At 71.3% G+C, this 19,756-nt stretch carries 21 protein-coding genes; 9 read left to right on the forward strand and 12 right to left on the reverse strand.

Annotation, left to right across the window (positions count from 1 at the left end; all coding sequences use genetic code 11):
- Positions 1-3 precede the first annotated feature (3 nt).
- From Q8W67_RS11095 to Q8W67_RS11110, 4 genes are all read right to left on the reverse strand, one after another.
- On the reverse strand, positions 4-1,302 hold the full coding sequence (locus tag Q8W67_RS11095; protein ID WP_305545182.1) for a Gfo/Idh/MocA family protein: 1,299 nt from the start codon (positions 1,300-1,302) through the stop codon (positions 4-6).
- Between the two features lie 87 nt (positions 1,303-1,389).
- Positions 1,390-1,818 (reverse strand): PilZ domain-containing protein, encoded by a 429-nt coding sequence (locus Q8W67_RS11100; protein WP_305545184.1) that lies wholly within the window; start codon positions 1,816-1,818, stop codon positions 1,390-1,392.
- A gap of 25 nt (positions 1,819-1,843) precedes the next feature.
- Positions 1,844-2,605: a phosphatase PAP2 family protein gene (locus tag Q8W67_RS11105; protein WP_305545187.1), complete on the reverse strand. Its 762-nt coding sequence runs from the start codon at positions 2,603-2,605 to the stop codon at positions 1,844-1,846.
- A 37-nt stretch (positions 2,606-2,642) separates the two neighbouring features.
- Positions 2,643-3,161, reverse strand: a complete 519-nt coding sequence (locus tag Q8W67_RS11110) for a 2'-5' RNA ligase family protein (protein WP_305545509.1) — start codon at positions 3,159-3,161, stop codon at positions 2,643-2,645.
- Positions 3,162-3,294: 133 nt separating this feature from the next.
- Here Q8W67_RS11110 and Q8W67_RS11115 point away from each other — a divergent pair, with 133 nt between their 5' ends.
- Positions 3,295-4,257 (forward strand): hypothetical protein, encoded by a 963-nt coding sequence (locus Q8W67_RS11115; RefSeq protein WP_305545190.1) that lies wholly within the window; start codon positions 3,295-3,297, stop codon positions 4,255-4,257.
- On the opposite strand, the gene Q8W67_RS11120 is transcribed toward Q8W67_RS11115, so the two are convergent.
- Positions 4,251-4,475, reverse strand: a complete 225-nt coding sequence (locus Q8W67_RS11120) for a hypothetical protein (protein ID WP_305545192.1) — start codon at positions 4,473-4,475, stop codon at positions 4,251-4,253. The two genes, Q8W67_RS11115 and Q8W67_RS11120, sit on opposite strands and share 7 nt — an antisense overlap.
- 235 nt (positions 4,476-4,710) lie before the next feature.
- Between Q8W67_RS11120 and Q8W67_RS11125 the strand changes: the two genes are divergently transcribed.
- The 6 genes from Q8W67_RS11125 to Q8W67_RS11150 all read left to right on the forward strand — a co-directional run bounded on the left by Q8W67_RS11125 (position 4,711) and on the right by Q8W67_RS11150 (position 8,819).
- Entirely contained in the window at positions 4,711-5,685 is a 975-nt protein-coding gene (locus Q8W67_RS11125) for a glutathione S-transferase family protein (protein ID WP_305545195.1), read from the forward strand.
- Between the two features lie 94 nt (positions 5,686-5,779).
- Positions 5,780-6,235 (forward strand): hypothetical protein, encoded by a 456-nt coding sequence (locus tag Q8W67_RS11130; RefSeq protein ID WP_305545198.1) that lies wholly within the window; start codon positions 5,780-5,782, stop codon positions 6,233-6,235.
- Between the two features lie 83 nt (positions 6,236-6,318).
- Entirely contained in the window at positions 6,319-7,233 is a 915-nt protein-coding gene (gene trxA, locus Q8W67_RS11135; protein WP_305545201.1) for a thioredoxin, read from the forward strand.
- Between the two features lie 49 nt (positions 7,234-7,282).
- Complete coding sequence (locus Q8W67_RS11140) at positions 7,283-7,948, forward strand: LON peptidase substrate-binding domain-containing protein (protein WP_305545204.1); 666 nt, start codon at positions 7,283-7,285, stop codon at positions 7,946-7,948.
- A gap of 12 nt (positions 7,949-7,960) precedes the next feature.
- Positions 7,961-8,167, forward strand: a complete 207-nt coding sequence (locus Q8W67_RS11145) for a Trm112 family protein (RefSeq protein ID WP_305545206.1) — start codon at positions 7,961-7,963, stop codon at positions 8,165-8,167.
- Positions 8,168-8,429: 262 nt separating this feature from the next.
- Positions 8,430-8,819 carry a hypothetical protein gene (locus Q8W67_RS11150; RefSeq protein WP_305545209.1) on the forward strand — a complete coding sequence of 130 codons (390 nt, stop codon included), beginning with the start codon at positions 8,430-8,432 and terminating at the stop codon, positions 8,817-8,819.
- A gap of 6 nt (positions 8,820-8,825) precedes the next feature.
- Here Q8W67_RS11150 and Q8W67_RS11155 read toward each other — a convergent pair whose 3' ends face one another.
- The 6 genes from Q8W67_RS11155 to Q8W67_RS11180 all read right to left on the reverse strand — a co-directional run bounded on the left by Q8W67_RS11155 (position 8,826) and on the right by Q8W67_RS11180 (position 15,067).
- Complete coding sequence (locus Q8W67_RS11155) at positions 8,826-9,188, reverse strand: STAS/SEC14 domain-containing protein (RefSeq protein ID WP_305545212.1); 363 nt, start codon at positions 9,186-9,188, stop codon at positions 8,826-8,828.
- 76 nt (positions 9,189-9,264) lie between these two features.
- The gene (locus Q8W67_RS11160) at positions 9,265-11,496 is read right to left on the reverse strand and encodes a primosomal protein N' (protein ID WP_305545214.1); all 2,232 of its coding nucleotides are present in this window, start codon (positions 11,494-11,496) and stop codon (positions 9,265-9,267) included.
- Between the two features lie 65 nt (positions 11,497-11,561).
- Positions 11,562-12,728, reverse strand: coding sequence for an MFS transporter (locus Q8W67_RS11165; RefSeq protein WP_370693858.1), 1,167 nt, complete (start codon positions 12,726-12,728; stop codon positions 11,562-11,564).
- 54 nt (positions 12,729-12,782) lie between these two features.
- Positions 12,783-13,040, reverse strand: coding sequence for a hypothetical protein (locus Q8W67_RS11170; protein WP_305545221.1), 258 nt, complete (start codon positions 13,038-13,040; stop codon positions 12,783-12,785).
- A gap of 312 nt (positions 13,041-13,352) precedes the next feature.
- The gene (locus Q8W67_RS11175) at positions 13,353-14,645 is read right to left on the reverse strand and encodes an App1 family protein (protein ID WP_305545512.1); all 1,293 of its coding nucleotides are present in this window, start codon (positions 14,643-14,645) and stop codon (positions 13,353-13,355) included.
- Positions 14,646-14,668: 23 nt separating this feature from the next.
- Positions 14,669-15,067, reverse strand: coding sequence for a DUF3775 domain-containing protein (locus Q8W67_RS11180; protein WP_305545223.1), 399 nt, complete (start codon positions 15,065-15,067; stop codon positions 14,669-14,671).
- 304 nt (positions 15,068-15,371) lie between these two features.
- Here Q8W67_RS11180 and Q8W67_RS11185 point away from each other — a divergent pair, with 304 nt between their 5' ends.
- Entirely contained in the window at positions 15,372-16,835 is a 1,464-nt protein-coding gene (locus tag Q8W67_RS11185) for a hypothetical protein (protein WP_370693861.1), read from the forward strand.
- A 60-nt stretch (positions 16,836-16,895) separates the two neighbouring features.
- The gene (locus Q8W67_RS11190) at positions 16,896-18,218 is read left to right on the forward strand and encodes an HlyC/CorC family transporter (protein WP_305545226.1); all 1,323 of its coding nucleotides are present in this window, start codon (positions 16,896-16,898) and stop codon (positions 18,216-18,218) included.
- A gap of 23 nt (positions 18,219-18,241) precedes the next feature.
- Here the strand turns inward: Q8W67_RS11190 and Q8W67_RS11195 are convergent, their stop codons facing one another.
- Complete coding sequence (locus tag Q8W67_RS11195) at positions 18,242-19,630, reverse strand: aminotransferase (protein WP_305545230.1); 1,389 nt, start codon at positions 19,628-19,630, stop codon at positions 18,242-18,244.
- Between the last annotated feature and the right edge of the window lie 126 nt (positions 19,631-19,756).

A 19,756-nucleotide genomic window follows, 5' to 3' on the forward strand; every position in this document is an offset into this window, starting at 1 on the left:
GCCTCAGCCTGCCTCCTCCGGCTCCGGCCCGCGTGTCACGTCGAGGCCGGACCCGGCGCCGGGGGGTGGGCCGACCTTGACCGGGCCGCCGGTGCGGGCGGATTCGTAGATCGCCTCCATCAGCACCTGGTCCTGCAGCCCCTCCTCGCCGGGCGTGCGCGGGCGCAGGTTCTCCTGGATGCACCGGGAGAAGTGGTCCATCTCCAGGGCAAACTGGTTCTTCGGGCTCAGGACCTTCTCGTCGCGGGCGCCGCTCTTGCCGTCGCGGTGCGCCACGAACAGCCGCTGGCCTTCGTACGCGAAGGCGTTCTGGAGATCGATGGTGGCGTTGCCGGTGTGCAGCGTCAGGCTGCGCGCCTCGTAGACGCCGTAGCTCGACAGGCACTGCGCGATCACGCCGGACGGGAAGCGCAAGGTGAAGCTGACCGTCTCCTCGACCTCGCGGAACTTCGGATCGTCGGGTGGCGCGTAGATCTGGGCGGTGATCAGCTCGGGCTCCTCGCCGAGCACCGCCCGGGTGGTGTTGAGGCAATAGAGCCCGATATCCGGCAGCGAGCCGCCGCCCGCCAGGGCCTTCTTGAGCCGCCATTGCTCCGGCAGCCCGGTGGTCTGTCCGTTGAACGCCTGGATCAGCCGGGGCCGGCCGAACTCGCCCGAGCGGGCGAGCCTGATCGCGGCACGGTTGTGCGGCTCGTACTGGCAGCGATAGGCGATCATCAGCTTGACATCGGCCTTGGCGCAGGCCGCGATCATGGCGCGGCATTCCGGCGACGAGACCGCCATGGGCTTCTCGCAGAGGACCTGCTTGCCGGCCGACGCCGCGGCCACGACGTTGTCCCGGTGCACGCCGTTTGGGGTGACGACGTAGACCGCCTGGACGTTCGGATTCGCCTTGAGCCGGTCCCACTCGTCGTAGCCGTAGACCGCGTCCTCGGGCAGGCCGTACTGCCGTGCCACGAGCTTGGCCTTGTCGGGGGTCCCCGACATCACCGCGGCGAGTCGCGAGCGCTTGGCCTCCCCGAAGGCCGGGAGGATCTCGTCGAGGCTCAGGCGCCCGAGCCCGACCACGCAGTAGCCGACGCGCTGGCCCGGGGGTTGCGGCGCCGGGCTCGGCGACGGCGGTCGATCACCGGGGCCGCGCCAGTTCGGGAACATCACGCGCCCGCCCTGGACCGCGCCGGTATCGGCCGGGACCGACGGGCCGGGTTGGGCCGCACGGGCCCCGCCGCCGAGGCCGGCGCCGGCCAGAGCGCCCCCCGCGGCGAGGAGGTTGCGTCGTGAGAGCCGGGTATCATCCGCCATGAGCCTTGCCGTTCTGCCGGATCGGGATCGCAGCACGGAGGCGCTGCAGCGTGGGCTGCGAACCACCGGTCGCCGGGCCCGTCCCGCTCAGTGAACGCAGGCGGGCTCCGGGCCGTTTCCCGCCATGAGCGCGGCGCGCAGACGCGCCACCTCCGCCTCGCTGTCGGCGAGGCGCCGGGCGACCGCTTCCGGCTCGGACGCCGCTGTCGTCACGTCGAAACCGATTCCGAACACATCGCCGTCACGCCAGGCCACCCAGGCCCGACGCGTTTCGCTCCGGCACGGGATGAACAGGTCGAAGCAATCCGGCAGCGTGGCCGTGGACGGGACGCGGATCTTCGCGCCGCCCAGGGAAACGTCGCGCACGATGCAGTCGATCTCTGGCAGGAAAGCGGCCACCCGCACGTGCCCGCCGAGGCAGACGCGGCGGCGGGCGGTGTGGCGGCGCTCAATCACGATCTCTTGTCCCCCTTGTTGCCGATCATCGCGACAACCGCCATCCAGCCCGGATGGCACCCTTAGGTCCACCTTAACTTCCGGTTTATCTTAACGGCGGCGGCGGGTCCGGCGCCTCGACCTCACCCCGGCGCTGGAGCTGGAGGGCGACGAACCAGCATAGAGACGCCCAGGCCGCGCCGATGCACCAGCCGGCCAGCACGTCGCTCGGCCAGTGCACGCCGAGATAGATCCGGCTGATCCCGACGAGCAGCGTCACCGCGACCCCGAGCCCGAGCACCAGGGCCTTCGCGCGCCGGTTGCGGTCCACCCGGGCGATCAGAACCGCCAACGTCAGGTAGGCGATGGCCGACATGGTGGCGTGGCCGCTCGGGAAGCTCGCCGTGAACACCTCCATGCCGTGCGGCACGAGGTCCGGCCGGGGCCTGCGGTAGAAGACCTTCAGCACCGTCGAGACCAGTTCGCCGCTGCCGACCGCGGCGAGCACGAACAGGCCGAGCCGCCGCCGTCCCGAGACCGCGAGATAGGCCGCGACCGCGCAGGTGAGGAACAGGACCGTGAAGACGCTGCCGAGCCCGGTGATGTCGCGCATCGTCTCCTCAAGCCAGGGCGGCCCGATCGGGTCGGACAGGTCGGCGGGGTTGCGCAGGCTGAGCAGGATCTTGCGGTCGAGCGCCGCGGTCGAGCCCTCGCCGACCTCGTGAGCGAGGTAGAAGAAGCCGTAGCCCAGGATGCTGACGCACAGCAGCGCGACCAGCGGGCCGACCTCGTTCAGCCGCAGGCGCAGCCAGACCGCCATCGCCCGCCCGGTGAGTGGATTGCGCCGCAGGTGGACCGGTGCCCTCATGGCCCGATCCCCGGAGGGGGCGTGAAGGCAGCCGACATCACGCGTTCTCTCCAAATGGCAGGCGCGCGACCCGCTCCCAGGGGCCGCCGAGATAGCGCCACAGCAGGGTCGCGGGCGCGGAGAAACGGAACGGCGCGAAGCCGGCCGCCAGGTCGGCGTGGAGCGCGCGCGCCACGTCCGGGGCGACCTTGTTCTGCACCGTCACGTGCGGGCGCCAGCCCTGTCGGTCCTGGGCGGTGAGCTGGGGCTCGAAGGCCCTGGCGAGGCGGGACCGGAAGTCCGACAGCGCGGCGCATTCCAGGACATAGGCGACGCCTCGCCCGGTGAAGCGCAGGCCGGTCACCGCGACCTCGGGAGGCGGGAGAGTGCGGGCCAGCGCCGTCGCCACCTCGATCACGCCCCGCTCCCGGTCGCCGGGCAGGAGATGGAACAGCGTCGCGTGGGCCGGGATGTGATTCAGGGCCTCCGGGAAGTGGAGGCGCCGCTCGCGATCGAAGCGCGCGAAGGTCGGCTCGTCGAAGGCGAGCGTCAGGATCAGGGGCTTAGCCTCATGCATGGCGGGCGACATGGCGCCCGAACCGGCTCAGGTCCAGTAGAGCACCCGCGCGGCCGGCGTCGCCAGGAGGCGGCGCGGGCGCCGGAGACGGGCTGGCCTAGGCGCCCGCTTGCGGTGCGGCTAAAGCACCGGCATGTCTGCAGGCAGGGAGAGCGTTCATGTCGGCCGCGATGGCTGGTTGTTCCTCATCGGGGGCAGCAACCGCGTCATGGACCGCTACCGGGGCGGCCTGCGGCACTGGCTGCTGCTGCGCGGCTGGACACGGCTGATCAAGGCCCGGGCCGCGCGGGCCGAGCGGCTCGGCATCCGCTGCCTGCACGTGATCGTCCCGGAGAAGCTGTCGGTCTACGACGACAGGACCGACGGCCTGCGCTACGCCCCGGACAAGGCCTCGACCCGCCGCCTCGCCCGGCGCCTGGCGCGGCACCCGGCCTATCTCGATCTCCTGGCTCCGCTCCGGGCGGCCCGCGACGGCCAGGTGCCGCTGTACCTGCGCACCGACACGCACTGGACCGCGCAGGGATGCCTGCTGGCCTACCGCGCGATCATGCGCGCCCTTGGGGCGATCCCGCCCGCCGATATCGGCGCGCGGCCGCAGGTTTTCTCCGATGAGGTGATGGACCTCGGCGAGAAGCTCCGCGACCGCCCCAGGGAGCGGCTGGACCGGTTCATGCTGCAGCGCGATGCGAGGCGGGTCGAGGTGGGGCCGCTGCTCGCCGCCTACGAGGCGCAGGGGCGCGACCGGGAGGCGCATGTCGGCGCCCATGTGGTCTATCGCAACGAGGCGGCGGGCGCCGACCCCCGGCGCCTGGTTCTGTTCGGAGATTCCTGCGCGCATTTCGACCCGTTCCTACTGACCGGGCTGCTCGCAGAGAGCTTTCACGAGGTCCACTTCGTCTGGTCGTCGAGCCTCGACTGGGAATACATCGAGCGGATACGCCCGGACATCCTGCTGTTCGAGCTGGCCGAGCGCTTCCTCGCCCGACTGCCGAGGGACGATTTCGACGTCACGGTCGCAGGCCAGCGCGGCACCGGCGGGCGCCTCGCCCGCCTCCGGACCGCATGGCCGAACGAGGGCCGTTCCCCCGCTCAGTAGAGAGCGGGATCCAGGCGGGCGAAATCGGTGGTGCTGGCCGCCTGATACGCGGCTAAGGATTCCGGCGCGCAGGCGATCCCGATCATCAGCACGAGGAGCGTCGCCACGCATGCCAGCGTCGCCGTGACCACATCCGCATGGCGCCTCAGGGCGTGGATCACCAAGCACCCGAGGGTGAACAGGGCCGCCTCCGCGACGGGCACCAGCGCGAGCGACATCGTTCACCTCCATCCGGTCTCCCGCCGAACCGGGACCGCTGCGGGCACGCAGCGACGGCGGGTGGCCGGAAAATGGCGGATCATGCCGCACCGCAACAGAAGCGTGGGCGCAAACCTGCGTTGCACGTAGCACTTTGGGGTTCCCGAACCGGTTCGGACGGCCGGCGGACGGCCCTTTCCGCTGCGCGGCACGGCCCCATCTCGCTTCGACTGCCTTCGGCTAAGGGACACGACGATGGGCCTCCTCGTAGACGGCGTCTGGCGCGACCAATGGTACGACACCGCCTCCACGGGCGGCCGCTTCGAGCGCAAGGCGTCGCGCTTCCGAAACTGGGTGACCGTGGACGGGGCGCCCGGCCCCTCGGGGGAGGGCGGCTTCCGCGCGGAGCCGGGGCGCTACCATCTCTACGTCTCGCTGGCCTGCCCGTGGGCCCACCGCACCCTCATCGGTCGCGCCCTGAAGGGCCTCGAGCAGGCGATCACCGTCTCAGTGGTCGACCCACATATGGGCCCCGAGGGCTGGGTGTTCGGCGACACGCCCGGCGCGACGGCGGACCCGATCCACAGCGCCCGGCGGCTCTACGAGGTCTACCTCGCGGCGGACCGGTCCTATACCGGCCGCGTCACGGTGCCGGTGCTCTGGGACCGGCAGCGCGCCACCATCGTGTCGAATGAATCCGCCGAGATCCTGCGGATGCTGAACGGCGCCTTCGGAGGCACCGGGCCCGACCTGTATCCGGAGGACCTGCGCGGGGCGATCGATGCCGTGAACGGCCGGGTCTACGATCGGGTGAACAACGGGGTCTACAAGGCCGGCTTCGCCACCGCGCAGGACGCCTACGAGAGCGCCTTCCGGGCTCTGTTCGACGAACTCGACGCGCTGGAGGCGAGCCTCGACCGCAGCCGTTATCTCTGCGGCGACCGTCTGACCGAGGCGGATGTGCGGCTGTTCACTACGCTGGTGCGGTTCGATGCGGTCTATGTCGGGCACTTCAAGTGCAACCAGCGCCGGATCGCCGATTACCCGAACCTGTCGAACTACCTGCGTGACCTGTTCGCTCTGCCGGGCGTCGCGCCCACCGTGAACCTCACGCACATCAAGCGGCACTATTACGAGAGCCACCCGACCATCAATCCGACCGGGATCGTGCCGCTGGGGCCGGACCTCGACTTCTCGGCCCCGAACGACCGGGCCCTGCGGTTCGGCTGAAGCGCCCGTCGCCCGGACGACCGGCGCCCGCGACCCTCGACTCGCGGCCGTAAGCGCCTAGTTCGATGGGAAAACGGAGGATCCCCGGTACGCCATGATCAACAACCTGCGTCTCGCATTGCTCTGCACTCTCCTCAGCCTGCCGAGCGCGGCGCACGCGCAGGCCGCGCTCCGGCTGGAGGGCTCCTGCGAGAAGCTGGTCATCGATGGCCAGGACCTCAGCCAATCCTGCAGCAACGTCCTGATGAACGCCGTCAGCCGCAACCGCACCAGCTTCGATTTCACCGCCGCGGACGGCCGGACGCTCAGCTTCAGCGGCAACGGCGCCCAGCAGGAGGCCACCGAGGAGACCGACCCGCTGCAGCCGATCAACCTCGTCATTGCCGGCAAGGACGGCACGCCGACGCTCGCGATCGGCGCCTGCCGCTTCTCCGCGCCGGAGCCCGGCCGCACCGCAATCACCTGCGAAGCCACCGCGGCGGACGGTCGCGCGTTCGCCGGCACCTTCGTCACCGCCGCGAAGGCGGCGCCCGGTGCGCCGGGACGCTGAGCGGGCGGCATGCGCCGGGCTGGTCAGAGCGCGTCCGAAGCCCCATTTAGGGGCTTCACGAAAAAGGTTCCGAAGCCAGACCGATGCTGAACGACACCCTCGCCGCGGGCGCTGCCCCGGCCGGCGAAACCGGCGCCTTGATCAAGGACACGACCACCGCGGGCTTCCGGCAGGACGTCATCGCGGAGTCGATGCACCGCCCGGTCCTCGTCGATTTCTGGGCGCCCTGGTGCGGCCCCTGCAAGCAACTCACCCCCGTCCTGGAGAAGGTGGTCACGGCGGCCGGCGGCGCGGTGGCCCTGGTCAAGATGAACATCGACGACCACCCGTCGATCGCGGGCCAGCTCGGCATTCAGTCGATCCCCGCGGTGATCGTCTTCCAGAAGGGCCAGCCCGTCGACGGCTTCATGGGCGCGGTGCCTGAGAGCCAGATCAAGGAGCTGATCGCCCGGGTCGCTGGTCCGATGCAGGATCCGGTCGAGGCGGCGATCGCCGAGGCCGCGAGCCTGATCGAGGAGGGCGACCTCGCCGGCGCTTCCGAGATCTACGCGGCGGTGCTGGAGCAGCAGCCCGACAACGTGGCGGCGCTGGCCGGCCTCGCGAAGATGCAGCTTGACGCGGGTGAGATCGAGAACGCCAAACGGGTTCTGGCAATGGTCCCGGAGGCGAAGGCCGCCGACCCGGCGCTCGCGGGAATCCGCGCCGCCCTCGAACTCGTCGAGCAGGCGGCCTCGCTGGGCGACCTCGCGGGTCTGCAGCGGGAGGTCGAGTCCAACCCGGACGCACACCAGGCGCGGTTCGACCTCGCACTGGCGCTCGCCGCCAAGGGCGAGCGCGGGCAGGCCGTCGATCACCTGATCGAGTTGCGCAAGCGCGACAAAGGCTGGAACGAGGACGGCGCGCGCAAGCAGCTCCTCCAGTTCTTCGAGGCCTGGGGCGTGATGGATCCCGACACGATCCGCGGGCGGCGCAAGCTCTCGACTCTGCTGTTCTCGTGAGTCGCCAGCCCGCGCTCTGGCCCACCCTGCGGCCCATTTGGGAGGCCCTATGAGCACGCATGCGACCTACAAGGGTCCGGGGGATTGCCCTGTCGTGATCCCGGTCTTCCCCCTGTCGGGCGCGCTGCTGCTGCCGCGCGGGCAGATGCCGCTCAACATCTTCGAGCCGCGGTATCTGGCGATGGTCGACGACGCGATGCGCACGGACCGGATCATCGGGATGATCCAGCCCGACCCCGAGGGCTCGGGCGCGGCGAACCCGAAGCTCTACCGGGTGGGTTGCGCGGGGCGGGTGACGCAATACGCCGAGACCGGTGATGGGCGCTACCTGATCTCGCTCACCGGCGTCAGCCGGTTCCGGATCACGAGCGAACTGGCCTCAACCAGCGCCTATCGCCGCTGCCACGTCTCCTATGACGACTTCGCGGTGGACTTCGAGCCCCGGGCGGGCGAGGAGCTTGTCGACCGCGACGGGGTGCTCAAGGCGCTGCGCGACTTCGTGGAATCGAACGACCTCAAGGTGGATTGGGCGGGGATCGACGAGGCGCCCGACGAGGCGCTGGTCAACGCCCTCTGCATGATGAGCCCGTTCGGCGTGCGCGAGAAGCAGGCGATGCTTGAGGCGCCGGACCTCAAAACCCGGGCCGAGATCCTGATCGCGGTCACGCAGATGGAACTGGTTCGCGGCTCTGGCCCCGAGCCGACGATGCAATAGGTTGCACGACCGATGACCAACGACCTCACCGTTCCCGTCGAGGCGACGCGCGTCGACCCGAAGCTTCTGGAGATCCTGGTCTGCCCCCTGACCAAGGGCACCCTGGAATACGATTCCGTCCGGCAGGAGCTGATCAGCCGCTCCGCCAAGCTCGCCTATCCGATCCGCGACGGCATCCCGATCATGCTGCCGGAGGAAGGCCGGCCGCTGATCGACTGACCACGACTGTCCGGGGCCGTGACGGGACCGACAGGACGGTCCGGCATGGGCCCGCCAACGTGTTTCAGCCATGCTCGCCAGCATTAGCCTGTGCCAGCTTGACTATTCAGGGCCCGATCGCCACTGGAACCTGATTTGGTCGGACGTGCCCGGCGGCCACACTATCGCCGCTTCTTTCGTTCAGCGTCAGGTCATCCTCGATCGATGATCCTGTTCCAGCGCCGCCGGATGAACGGCGCGCAACGCTGAAAGATTCCATCGCATGATTAAGCTGGTCGCTGCCGCGGGTCTCGCCGCCGGCCTGTCCCTCCCGGCCTGCCTGCCCGCCGTCGCGGCACAGGGCGCGACGAACGGGATCTGGTCGGTCGAGTTGGTCACGGAGAGCGGTCTGTGCAGTGCCCGCTACTCCTATGCGCTGGCGATCCGGCAAGGGCAGGTGCAGCTCGTCTCGGGCGGCGCGGGCGCGCGGGTCAGCGGCCATGTCGGCGCCGACGGCCGCGTCGGGCTCTCCGTCACCAACGGAACGGCCAGCGGCACCGGCACCGGGCGGCTCCAGTCCAGCAACGGCTCGGGCACCTGGCAGGTCGCCTCCCTCTGCTCCGGCCGCTGGACCGCGCGGCGCAGCGACGACCGTACCGCGCAGGCCGACTGATCGCCCTCAGGCGGCGGCGGCGAGCCAGGTGCGCGCCTCGTCGAGGCGGGCGCGCTCGAACACCTTGATCTGAGTCGGCGAGACGAAATTGAAGGTCTCGGCCAGCGCCTTCAGCCAGGGCGCGTCCGTCACCAGGGCGACGTGGCTGACGCTCTTCATCATCGAGAAGCCGAATCGGGGATCCTTGAAGAAGGCCGCCGGCTCCATGCCTTCGAAGGCGCGGATATCCTCGAGCAGCTTGATCTTGCCGCCCTGATCGAGGTCGGCCTTCATGGCGGTCATCGCCGCGTTCATTTCCTCGTCGGTGATCTTCCCGTCGACCACGATCTCGGCGACGTTCGAATCCGTTTTCTTGGTGTAGGTCAGCACTGATCGCTCCTCCGGGAACCGCACGCGTCCCGCAGCCGGTATCCGGCCGGGGTCCGCGGCCCGTGCGCGGAGTGTCTTACAAAAAGCTCTGCGGGTCGACATCGATCGCGACCCGGATGTTGCCGCGCACCTTGGGGCCCCGGGCGATCCAGGCGCGCAGGTAGGCCTGCATGTCGATGTTGCGCTCGGTCTTCACCAGCAGCCGGAATCGGTAGCGGCCCCGCACCAGGGCGAGGGGCGCCTCGGCCGGGCCGAGCACCATCACGCCCTCCGGCGGGTCGGCGGCGCGGGCCAGAGCCTGCCCGTGCGCCTCCGCGACCTCGCGCTCCGTGGCGGAGACGATCAGTGCGGCAAGCCGCCCGAACGGCGGCAATCCCGCCGCCTCCCGGGCCTGGATCTCCTCCGCGTAGAAGCGCTCGGCGTCCCCCGACAGCAGGGCCGCGATCACCGGATGCTCGGGCTGGTAGGTCTGGACCAGCGCCCGCCCGGGCCTCTCGCCGCGTCCGGCCCGGCCGGTGACCTGCTGGAGGAGCTGGAAGGTCCGTTCCGCCGCCCGGGGGTCGCCCGAGGTCAGACCGATATCGGCATCGAGCACGCCGACCAGGGTCAGGCCCGGGAAGTTGTGGCCCTTGGCCACGAGCTGCGTGCCGATGACGAGATCGCATTCCCCGGCCGCCACCGCCTCCAGTTCCTGCCGCAGGCGATCGGCGCCGCCGGGGAAGTCGCTCGACAGGACGACGATCCGGCGATTCGGGAACAGCTCGGCGGCTTCCTCGGCGATCCGCTCGACGCCGGGGCCGCAGGCGGTGAGGTTGTCGAAGATGCCGCACTCGGTGCAGGCCTCCGGCCGGCGCTCGGCATAGCCGCATTGGTGGCAGACGAGCGCCCGGCGGAAGCGGTGCTCCACCAGCCAAGTCGAGCAGTTCTTGCACTGGTAGCGATGCCCGCAGGCCCGGCACAGGGTCAGCGGCGCGTAGCCCCGGCGGTTGAGGAACAGCAAAGCCTGCTCGCCGCGCTCCAGGGTGGCCTTCACGGCGTTGACCAGAGGCGGGCTGAGGAAGCGCCCGCGCTCGGGCTGATCCTTGCGCATGTCGATGGCGGCGATGTCGGGCAGGCGCCGTCCGCCGAAGCGCTCGGGGAGCACCACGTGCCGGTAGCGGCCCCGGGCGGCGTTCACCCGGGTCTCGATGGAGGGCGTCGCCGAAGCCAGCACCACCGGGCATTCCTCCAGCCGCCCGCGCACCACCGCCATATCGCGGGCGTGATAGTGGACGCCGTCCTCCTGCTTGTAGGCGGCCTCGTGCTCCTCATCGACCACGATCAGGCCGAGGCGCGCGAAGGGCAGGAACAGGGCCGAGCGCGCCCCGACCACGACCAGCGCCTCGCCGGCCGCCACCGCGGCCCGCAGGCGCTCGCGCCGCTTTCCGCCGATGCCGGAATGCCAAGCCGCCGGCCGCACGCCGAAGCGCTGGGCGAAGCGGTCCAGGAACTGCGCCGTCAGGGCGATCTCGGGCATCAGGATCAGTGCTTGTCGCCCCGCCCGGATGCAGGCCGCGACCGCCTCGAAATAGACCTCGGTCTTGCCCGAGCCGGTGACGCCCTCGAGCAGGACAGGCCGGATATCGGCCGCGCCGGACGGGGACGCCGGCCCGGAGGCCGGGTCGCCGGCGGTATCGTCGGCCGGCGGCCGGTGCCATGGGAAGGGCCCGACCAGGGCCGCCACCGCGTCGGCCTGGGCCGGCGACAGCGGCGCCCGCGGGAAGTCGGGATCGGGGCGCGGGGCGGCCGGCTCGGGCTCGACCGCCACCGTCTCCAGGGCGCCGTCGTCGATCAGGCCGTCGACCACCGAGAGCGAGACTCCAGCCTCCTTGGCGAGCGCGCTCTTGCCCCGCAGCGCGCGGTCGGCGGCCACCGCCAGCACCTTGGTCCGCGCCGCGGTCGGCCGGGCGGGGAGCTTGTCGGTGATGCGCACCGCCACCCGGGCGGTCTCGGCCGCGGCGGCCTCGTCGGGCAGGCGCAGCACCATGGCAAGCGCCGAGCCCTTCGGCGCCAGCGTGTACCGGGCGATCCAGTCGACAAGGCTGCGCAGCGGGTCCGACAGCGGCGCGAACGGCAGGCGGTCCGTCACCGGGCGCAGGTTCGAGCCGCCCGCCGTCTCGGTCAGCCCCCAGACGACCCCCACGATCTCGCGGGGCCCGAGCGGGACCTGGACCACCGCGCCGACGGTGAGGTCCAGTCCGGCGGGCACGACGTAGCTGTAGGGCGTGTCGAGCCCCAGCGGGATCAGGATCTCGGCGACAGAGGGCATGCAGGGCTTATCGGGCGGGTCCGTTCCGGGTCCGTACCACAGGGCCGGCAAAAGAGCCCACGCCTTCAGCCTCGGCGCAGGCCCGGCACCAGCGGCAGGGCGGCGAGGCTCAAGCCCGCCATCGCCCAGAAAGCCGGTGCCCCGAACGCGCCGTAGAGGGCGCCGGACGCCAGGGTGGCGAGCACCCCGGACAGGCCGAGGCCCAGCGTTCCGTAGAGTGCGAGCGCGGTGGCCCGGAGATCCAGGGGTGTGGACTCCTCGATGAGCCCCAGACAGGCGAGATGCAGGAGCGCGAAGCTGAACCCGTGCAGGGCCTCGACAGCGGCGAGATACGGGATCGCGGTGGTCCAGCCCAGCACCGCCCAGCGCAGGCCGCCGGCGCAGGCCGCGACCGCGACCCCGGCCGGAAGCCCGATCCGCGCCAGCAGCCGGGGTCCCGCGAACAGGAAGACCAGCACCTCGGCCGCGACCGATTCCGACCAGAGCAGGCCGGCGGTGCCGGGTCCGATCCCGGCGCCGCGCCACAGGATCATAGCGAAGCTGTCATGCATGGCGTGTGCGCCGATCACCAGCGACGCGGCGAGCACCGTGCGGCGGAAGCGCGCCACCCGGACCAGTCGGGAGAAGCCCAGCCACGGCGGTCCGGCATTCGCCGCGACCGAGGCGCCGGACGGCAGAGCCAGCGCCGCCCCGGAAGCGGCCGTGAACAGGATTCCGCTCGCCACTAGGGCGCCTGAGAGGCCGAAGGCCGCGATCAGCCAGCCCGCGGCGCCGGTCGCGGCGATGAAGGCGGCCGACCCGGCGGCCCGGACCCAGCCGTACTGGAAAACGGACCCGCCCCGGGCGGCGGCGAGGGCCAGGGCGTCGGCGAGCGGCGCGGGGGCCGCGGTTCCGAGTGCGTAGAGGAGGGCCGGCCCGAGGAGCTGCGCGAAGCCCGTGCCGGGCAGGTGAGCCAGGGTGGCGAGACCCGCGAGCGCGACGCTCGCCGCCAGGATCGGGCGGGCCGCCTTCCGCCGGTCGGCGAAGGACCCGGCCAGCGGCCCGACCACGAGGCGCAGGGCGCCCGCGGCAGAGAGCAGGATGCCGATCTCGCCGGGCGTGAGGCCCCGCGCGGCCAGGAAACCCGGCAGGATCGGGGAGAGGCCGCCATAGGCGCCGTAGAGGGCGGCGTACAGGACGAGGAAGCGGACGAGACCGCCCCTCCATGCCACGCTGGTCGCCCCCTCCCGCATGGGCCGACCTTAGCAGCCCGGTGCCCCCGCGTCAGAGGCGCCGGAGAGAGACCCTCAGGACGGGCGGCGGACGGCGTAGCGGTAGCGGCGCCCCTGCGCGTCCAGCAGCTCGCTGTCGGACCCCTCCTGCCAGACGACCTCGTCCTCGGGGCCCGCGGCGTTCGTGAGGACCGCACCGCGGACGATGTCGAGACTGAGGCCGAAGCCATAGTTGGTCGCAGTGGCGTCCGTGATGGCGGCCGAGATGTCGGCCTCGTCGGGCAGGCAGGCGAACAGCACGCCGTCGGCGATGGCAAGGGTGTAGGTTTGCACGGAAAGGCTCCAGAGATTTCCAAGAGCGGGGGCCGGCGCGCGAGCGCCCGAAGCTAGGAGGCCCGTTCGGGAAGTGAAGCGCGTTCTCCGAAATGCTGCATTGCAACATGGTGTGTTGGCGCCGAGGCGCAAGATCCTCGGAGCCTCAGACGTCAGCAGGCCAGATGCGCGTCCAGGGAGCGGGCCGTCTCGCCGACGGCCCGGCGGGTCTCAGGCGCGTCCAGGCTGACAGGTCCTGCGCGCGCGACAGGCTCTCGAATACCGGCAGGGATGCCGCGATCTCGGGGGCGCGGGGGGTGATCCCGCGCGGGATCAGGTCTCGACCCGGGGCAGGGCGGCCGGATGCTCCGGCGCGACCACCACGGTGGCGGGGACGAGGCCGTCGCCGGCCAGAGCACCCGCAACGGCCTCGGGCGAGATCGTGGGCTCGTCGAAGGCCCCGCCGGGCTCCGGAGGTTCGGCGGTGATCCGCGTGGTCGCCCGGCGCGGCTCCACATCCGCCCCGGCGGCGTGCTCGTCGGCGACGCCCGCGACGGCCTCGGGTGCGATCAGGCCGATCCCGGCCGCGTGCTCCGCCATCGCGACGCTGTCGGCGGCGAGAACCAGGCTGGAGCCCGCCCGGGCGACGGCACCGGCGAGCCGCACGATCTCCTCCGCCCGGGCGGCATCGGTGGAGACGTTGCGGATGTAGACGGCGAGCACCCGCCCGGGATGCTCCTCCACGATCTGCGCGTAGACTTCCGGGTCGTGCTGCCCGCTGTCGCCGATCAGCACGAAGGGCAGGTGCCGGTAGAGGGCCATCATGTGCCGGATCAGCGCCTGCTTGTGATCGGTGGCCCGGCGCGGCAGCGGGTGCGTCCAGGACAGGCCCCATTCCCGCAGGAACAGCACCGGCCCCGCCGGGATGCCGTGGCGCTGGAAGAAGTCCGAGAGCATCTCGTACAGGCCCCAGGGGGCGCGGGAGACGTAGAGCATCGGGTTGCCCTCGGCGCCGCCGGCGCCGGCATGCAGGGCCCGGTACAGGGCGGCGACGCCGGGGAACGCCACGCGGCTCTCGGCATCCTCCACGAACAGCCGCCAGAGCATCTTCAGCTTGTTGGCGACCCCGGTGTGCATCACCGTGTCGTCGATGTCGCTGACGACCACGCAGCGGGCACCGTCGGGCGGGATGAACACCGCGCCCTCTGCGGAGATCGGCGGATCATCCTCCAGGACCAGGTCGACCGGGTGCCATTCGTCCGGGCGCCCAGAGAGATCGCGCGGAAACAGGTGCAGGCGGAAATAGCCGTCCCGATCGGTCTCGACGCGCGTCGCGTCCCCTCTGAACCGGGCCGTGACGGCGGCACCCGCCACCTTGCGCCGGGCGATGCGGCGGCGCAGGTCGCGCCACTGCGCCCGCAGGGACTCGGGATCCTCCCCGGGATTGCCCGGGGATTGCCGGAAGACCCGACCGATCAGGAAGATCTCCTCGCGCGAGCCGTAGCCGCGGTAGGGCTCGACCACGAGCCCCCCGCGGCCCTTGCCGCCGTGCCCCTGGGCGCGGCGGACCGGGCGGGTGAGGACCCGCAGCGCCTTGGTCGCACCCCGGCGCGCCCGGGAAACCATGGCGCCGATCTCCGGTCGGGTGCTCACGCCTGCGGAAGTTCGGGGCTGAGCCCCATCGCGTCGAGGCCCTCCTCCAGGAGGTCGCCCGCATCCGGCGTCCGCAGCAATTCCCGCAGGGCGCCCTCGCCGGCGACCTCGCGCTCGCGGGCAAACCGCACCGCCTCGCCCCACTCCTCCGGCTCCATGTCGCCGCGCCCGATATAGAGCAGCGCCAGCAGCTCGGCGCGGGAATCGTCGTCGAGACCGGAGATCACGCCGCGGACCTCGGATTCGGTGGCGTCGTCGGTGCCCGAAACGAGGACGTCGGTGGACCCGTCGTCGATCGGGTTGGAGCCGGAATCGGGATCGGTGTTGCCCTCCTTCACCTCGATGGCGCGCAGCCGCAGGACGATGTCGGTGACGGTTTCGACGGCGATATCCATGGGCTGTTCTCCGGACGCTCACAGGGTCGGGCGTTGCGGCCCTCAAGCCGCGACAACGGGCGAGCGGGCACCGGGTTCGCTTCGCCGGGCGGCGGACCCGGGGATGGGTGGTCCGCACCACTTCCCGGTCTCATGACGGTGGGATAGAGGCTGCGAGGATTTTCCGACAACCGGATCAACATCGGCGATCGACGTGAATTCATCGAAGAGTGCCGGGGCGACGCCTGCCGATATCGTCGATCCCAAGCCCCGGCCCAAGTTTCGGCCAGAGTTTCGGCGCCCGGCGGCGCGTCGCGGGACGCTCCTGGCGGCATCCGCGATCGGGGGCCTGATCGCGTCGGCGCCGGGTCCCGTCCAGGCTCGCGCAGCGAGCTACGAGGGCAGCGCGCCGAGCTGCTTCGTCACCGGCGGCGGGAGTCTGGAGATCTGCCGGGACGGCACAGAGGCCGAGGGCGTGCTGATCGCCCCGGCGCCCTGCGCCTTCGTCCGCGGCGTCCAGATCCTGCGGCTGGCCCGTGCCGAGGCGCCCGGTCCGCTCCAAGCGATCTTCCAGGGGCAGACCCCGGTCGCGGCGCGCCACCGGGACGAGCCCTGCCCGGAGCGGCGCGCGACCGACAGCCGCGACGGCGGCTCGCTGCGCACCGGCCGCAGCCCGGAGGCGCTGGCCACGACGTTGCCGCCCTCGGCAGACCGTTTCTGGGTCGACCTCCCGGAGGAGCGCGCGCACAAGCGCGGCTGGTCGGAGCCGACGCCCGCCGCCGAGGGCATCGGACCGCGCGACCCGGTCGCGGTCTCCGGCCGCGACTGGGCCGGGGAGGCCTACAGCTATGTCTTCCTGCTCGGGCAGGAGCGGGTGGGCGTGTCCGGGGATCAGGACGAGGACACGAAGGGTCGCAAGCGGCGCGGGCGGGACGATCCCGCGGAGGGACCGGCCGACGTCCGGCGCCGGGTGCAGATCGAAGCCCGGACCCTCGACTTCCAGACCTTCGAGATCCGCACGCGCACCCCGGACGGCTACGGGCTCACCTGGACGCCGTTCGCGCCCGACGCCGACCGCGGGCGCGGCACCCCGCCCAATCCAGCGGCGGTGATCGACGAGGCGGGCAAGCCGATCGCCTCGGCCTGCACGGCGCCGGCCTTCGAGACTCACGGGCTCTCCGGCTCGATCAGCATCGTCGATCGGACCTACCACTACGTCTACACGGACGTGCTGCCCGAGGATTGCGGCCTCGCGCCCGAGAAGCGCCGCACCGCGCTCTACCTGCGCACGTCGCAGGACCTCTCGGCGCCGAAGGTGTGGTCCGCGCCGCGCCGGCTCGCCGGGCCGCTGCCGCCGGGGAGCCTGGTGCGGGTGGCGCGCGCCAAAGGCATGCAGCGCTGGGCGGTGTCCTACACCTGCCAGCGGCCGGCCAACGCCCCCGGTGGCCCCGTGGCCGATATCTGCCTGCAATACACATCCGACATGACCCTCGACGGGATCGGCGCGCTCAAGCTCTACGCCGATCCGGTGGAGGCGGGCCGCTCGCCGGCCTATCTCGGGCTGCGCTCAGGCGGAGACGGCAGCGGCCGCTACGACCGGAGCGCGCATTTCTGGATGACGGACCCCCAGGGCAACCTGGAGACCCCCGCGATCTATCCGGGCAAGGCCGGCCTCCTGACCTGGCTCGACCGCCTCGCTCCGACCGCCTCCGGCCGGGACACGTCGAGCCTCTACGGGCGGCCGGTCTATTGGGCGACGTGGACGGTGCGTTCAATCGGCGGGCAATAAGCCCCGGGAGACGCTATATGGGCGCCCGAACCGCCGTGTGAGGCGCGCCTGACGGACCCGATGGAAACCCATATCGACCTGTGGTTCGCCGCGAGCATCGTGGTGATCTCGCTGCTGCTCTCGGCCTTCTTCGCGGGGGCGGAGACCGCCTTCACGGCCGCCTCGCGGGCGCGGATGCACGCCCTCGAACAGGCGGGCGACCCGCGGGCGGCGATCGTCAACCGCATCCTGGCGATCCGCGAGCGCTTCATCGGCGCGATGCTGATCGGCTACAACATCGTGGCGATCGGCGCCTCAGCCTTTACCACCAGCGTGCTCACTGCCCTGTTCGGCAAGAGCGGCGTGATCTACGCGACGGTGGGGATGTCGGTGCTGGTCATCGTCTTCGCCGAGGTGCTGCCGAAGACGCTGGCCATCTCCAAGCCCGACAAGGCGGCGCTGCTCACGGCCCGGCCGGTGGCCTTCGCGGTGGCGATCATGGGGCCGGCGGCGATCGCCATCGAGCACCTCGTGCGGTTGATGCTGAAGCCGTTCGGGATCACCATCGGCGAGAACCAGTCCTTCCTCAGCGCCGCGGAGGAGCTGCGCGGGCAGGTGGCGCTGATGCACCGGGAGGGCGGGGTCGCCAAGGCCGAGCGCGACATGCTCGGCGGCCTCCTCGACCTGTCGAACCTGACGGTCTCCGACGTGATGGTCCATCGCACCAAGATGCGGGCGATCGACGCCGACCAGGCTTCCGAGGACATCGTCCGGGCGGTGCTGGCCTCACCCTACACCCGGATGCCCCTGTGGCGCGGCACGCCCGAGAACATCGTCGGCGTGCTCCACGCCAAGGACCTGCTCCGGGCGCTCGACGCCGCGGGCGGCGATGCCTCGGGGCTCAAGGTCGAGGCGCTGGCCCTGGAGACGTGGTTCGTGCCGGGAACGACCGCGCTGCGCGCCCAGCTCAAGGCCTTCCTCACCAAGAAGACCCACTTCGCGCTCGTGGTCGACGAATACGGCGAGGTGATGGGCCTCGTGACCCTGGAGGACATCCTGGAGGAGATCGTCGGCGAGATCGCCGACGAGCACGACGTCACCGTCTCCGGGGTTCGCCCTCAGGGCGACGGCTCGGTCAATGTCGACGGCGGCGTGCCGATCCGCGACCTCAACCGGGCGATGGACTGGAAGCTGCCCGACGACGAGGCCACCACCATCGCGGGCCTCGTCATCCACGAGGCCCGGACCATCCCCGACCAGGGGACGGCCTTCAATTTCCACGGCTTCCGCTTCCAGGTGATCCGGAAGGCCAAGAACCGGATCACGACCCTGCGGATCACGCCGCTGACCCCGACGGGGATCCAGGCGACCGCGCAGGTGGAGGCGCAGCGCGGCGCGGTGTGACCGCCCTGCGCCGGGCAGCGGTATCAGCCCGGCATCGGCTCCAGCCCCTCGGCGCGGATCCAGTCGCGGGTGCGGTCGAGGGCCCGGCCCAGGCGGTCGAACAGCGCGTCGATCTCGTCGGGCGTGATGATCAGCGGCGGGCAGACGGCGACGCGGTCGCCGGCCAGCGCGCGCACGATCAGCCCTTCACCCTGCGCGAAGGCGACGCAGCGCGCACCCACCCCCGCCTTCGGGTCGTACTGGCGCTTGGACCCCTTGTCGGCGACGATCTCCAGGCCGCCGATCAGCCCGATACCCCCGGCCTCGCCGACGATGGCGTGGTCGGCCAGCGCCGCGAGCCGGCGCTGGAAGTGCGGCGCCTTCTCGGCCGCGCCCTCGATCACCCGGTCGCGCCGGTAGATCTCGATCGCCTTCAGTGCCACCGCGCAGGCCACCGGATGGCCGGAATAGGTGGTTCCGTGGCCGAAGGTGCCGATCTTCTCGCTCTGGCCGACCAGGGCCTCGTAGAGCGGTTCGTCAATGCTCACGCCGCCCAGCGGCATGTAGGCCGAGGTCAGGGCCTTGGCGAAGGAGATCGAGTCGGGTCGGATCCCCAGGGCCTCGCTGCCGAACCAAGTGCCGAGCCGGCCGAAGCCGCAGATCACCTCGTCGGCGATGAGCCGGACCTCGTATTGCGCCAGCACCGGCTGGATGGCCGCGAAGTAGCCCCGCGGCGGCACGATCGCCCCGCCCGCCCCCATCACCGGCTCGGCGATGAAGGCGGCCACGGTCTCGGGCCCCTCGCGCAGGATCGTCGCCTTAAGCTCGGCGGCGAGCCGCGCCGAATAGGCCTCCTCGGTCTCCCCCGACTCGGCGCCCCGGTAGTGGTGGGGGCAGGAAACGTGCAGGAAGCCCGGCAGCGGCAGGTCCCAGTCGGCGTGGTTCGCCGCGAGGCCGGTCAACGAGGCGCTCGCCACCGTGACGCCGTGATAGCCCTTCTGCCGGGCGATGATCTTCTTCTTATTCCGGCGCCCGAGGGCGTTGTTGTAGTACCAGGTGAGCTTCACCTGGGTGTCGTTGGCCTCGGACCCCGACGAGGTGAAGAAGATCTTCGAGGTCGGGACCGGCATCAGCTCCTTCAGGGTCTCGGCGAGTTCGATCGCGGGATCGTGGCTGCGGCCGGAGAACAGGTGGGTGAACGGCAGGCGGCCCATCTGGGCCTGGGCCGCCTCGACGAGTTCCGCGTTCGAGTAGCCCAACGCCGTGCACCACAGCCCGGACATGCCCTCGATATACGGGCGGCCCTCCGTGTCGTAGACGTGCACACCCGCGCCGCGCTCCAGCACCAGCGGGCCGGTGTGCCGGTGCGTCGACAGGTTGGTGTAGGGGTGAAGCAGTGTTTCGACGTCGCGGGTCGCGAGATTCGAGAGCATCGTTCGCACCGTCCTCATCCCAAAAGGTCCGCCGCCACACTACCGACCCGATGCCCGTGCAGGTAGTCCCGTGGACCGGCGCACGGCCGCTGCCGGACGCATGACCTACGTACAAGTGCCCCACGC

It is taken from the genome of Methylobacterium sp. NEAU K (assembly GCF_030700285.1).
In the GTDB taxonomy this organism is placed as follows: Bacteria; Pseudomonadota; Alphaproteobacteria; order Rhizobiales; family Beijerinckiaceae; genus Methylobacterium.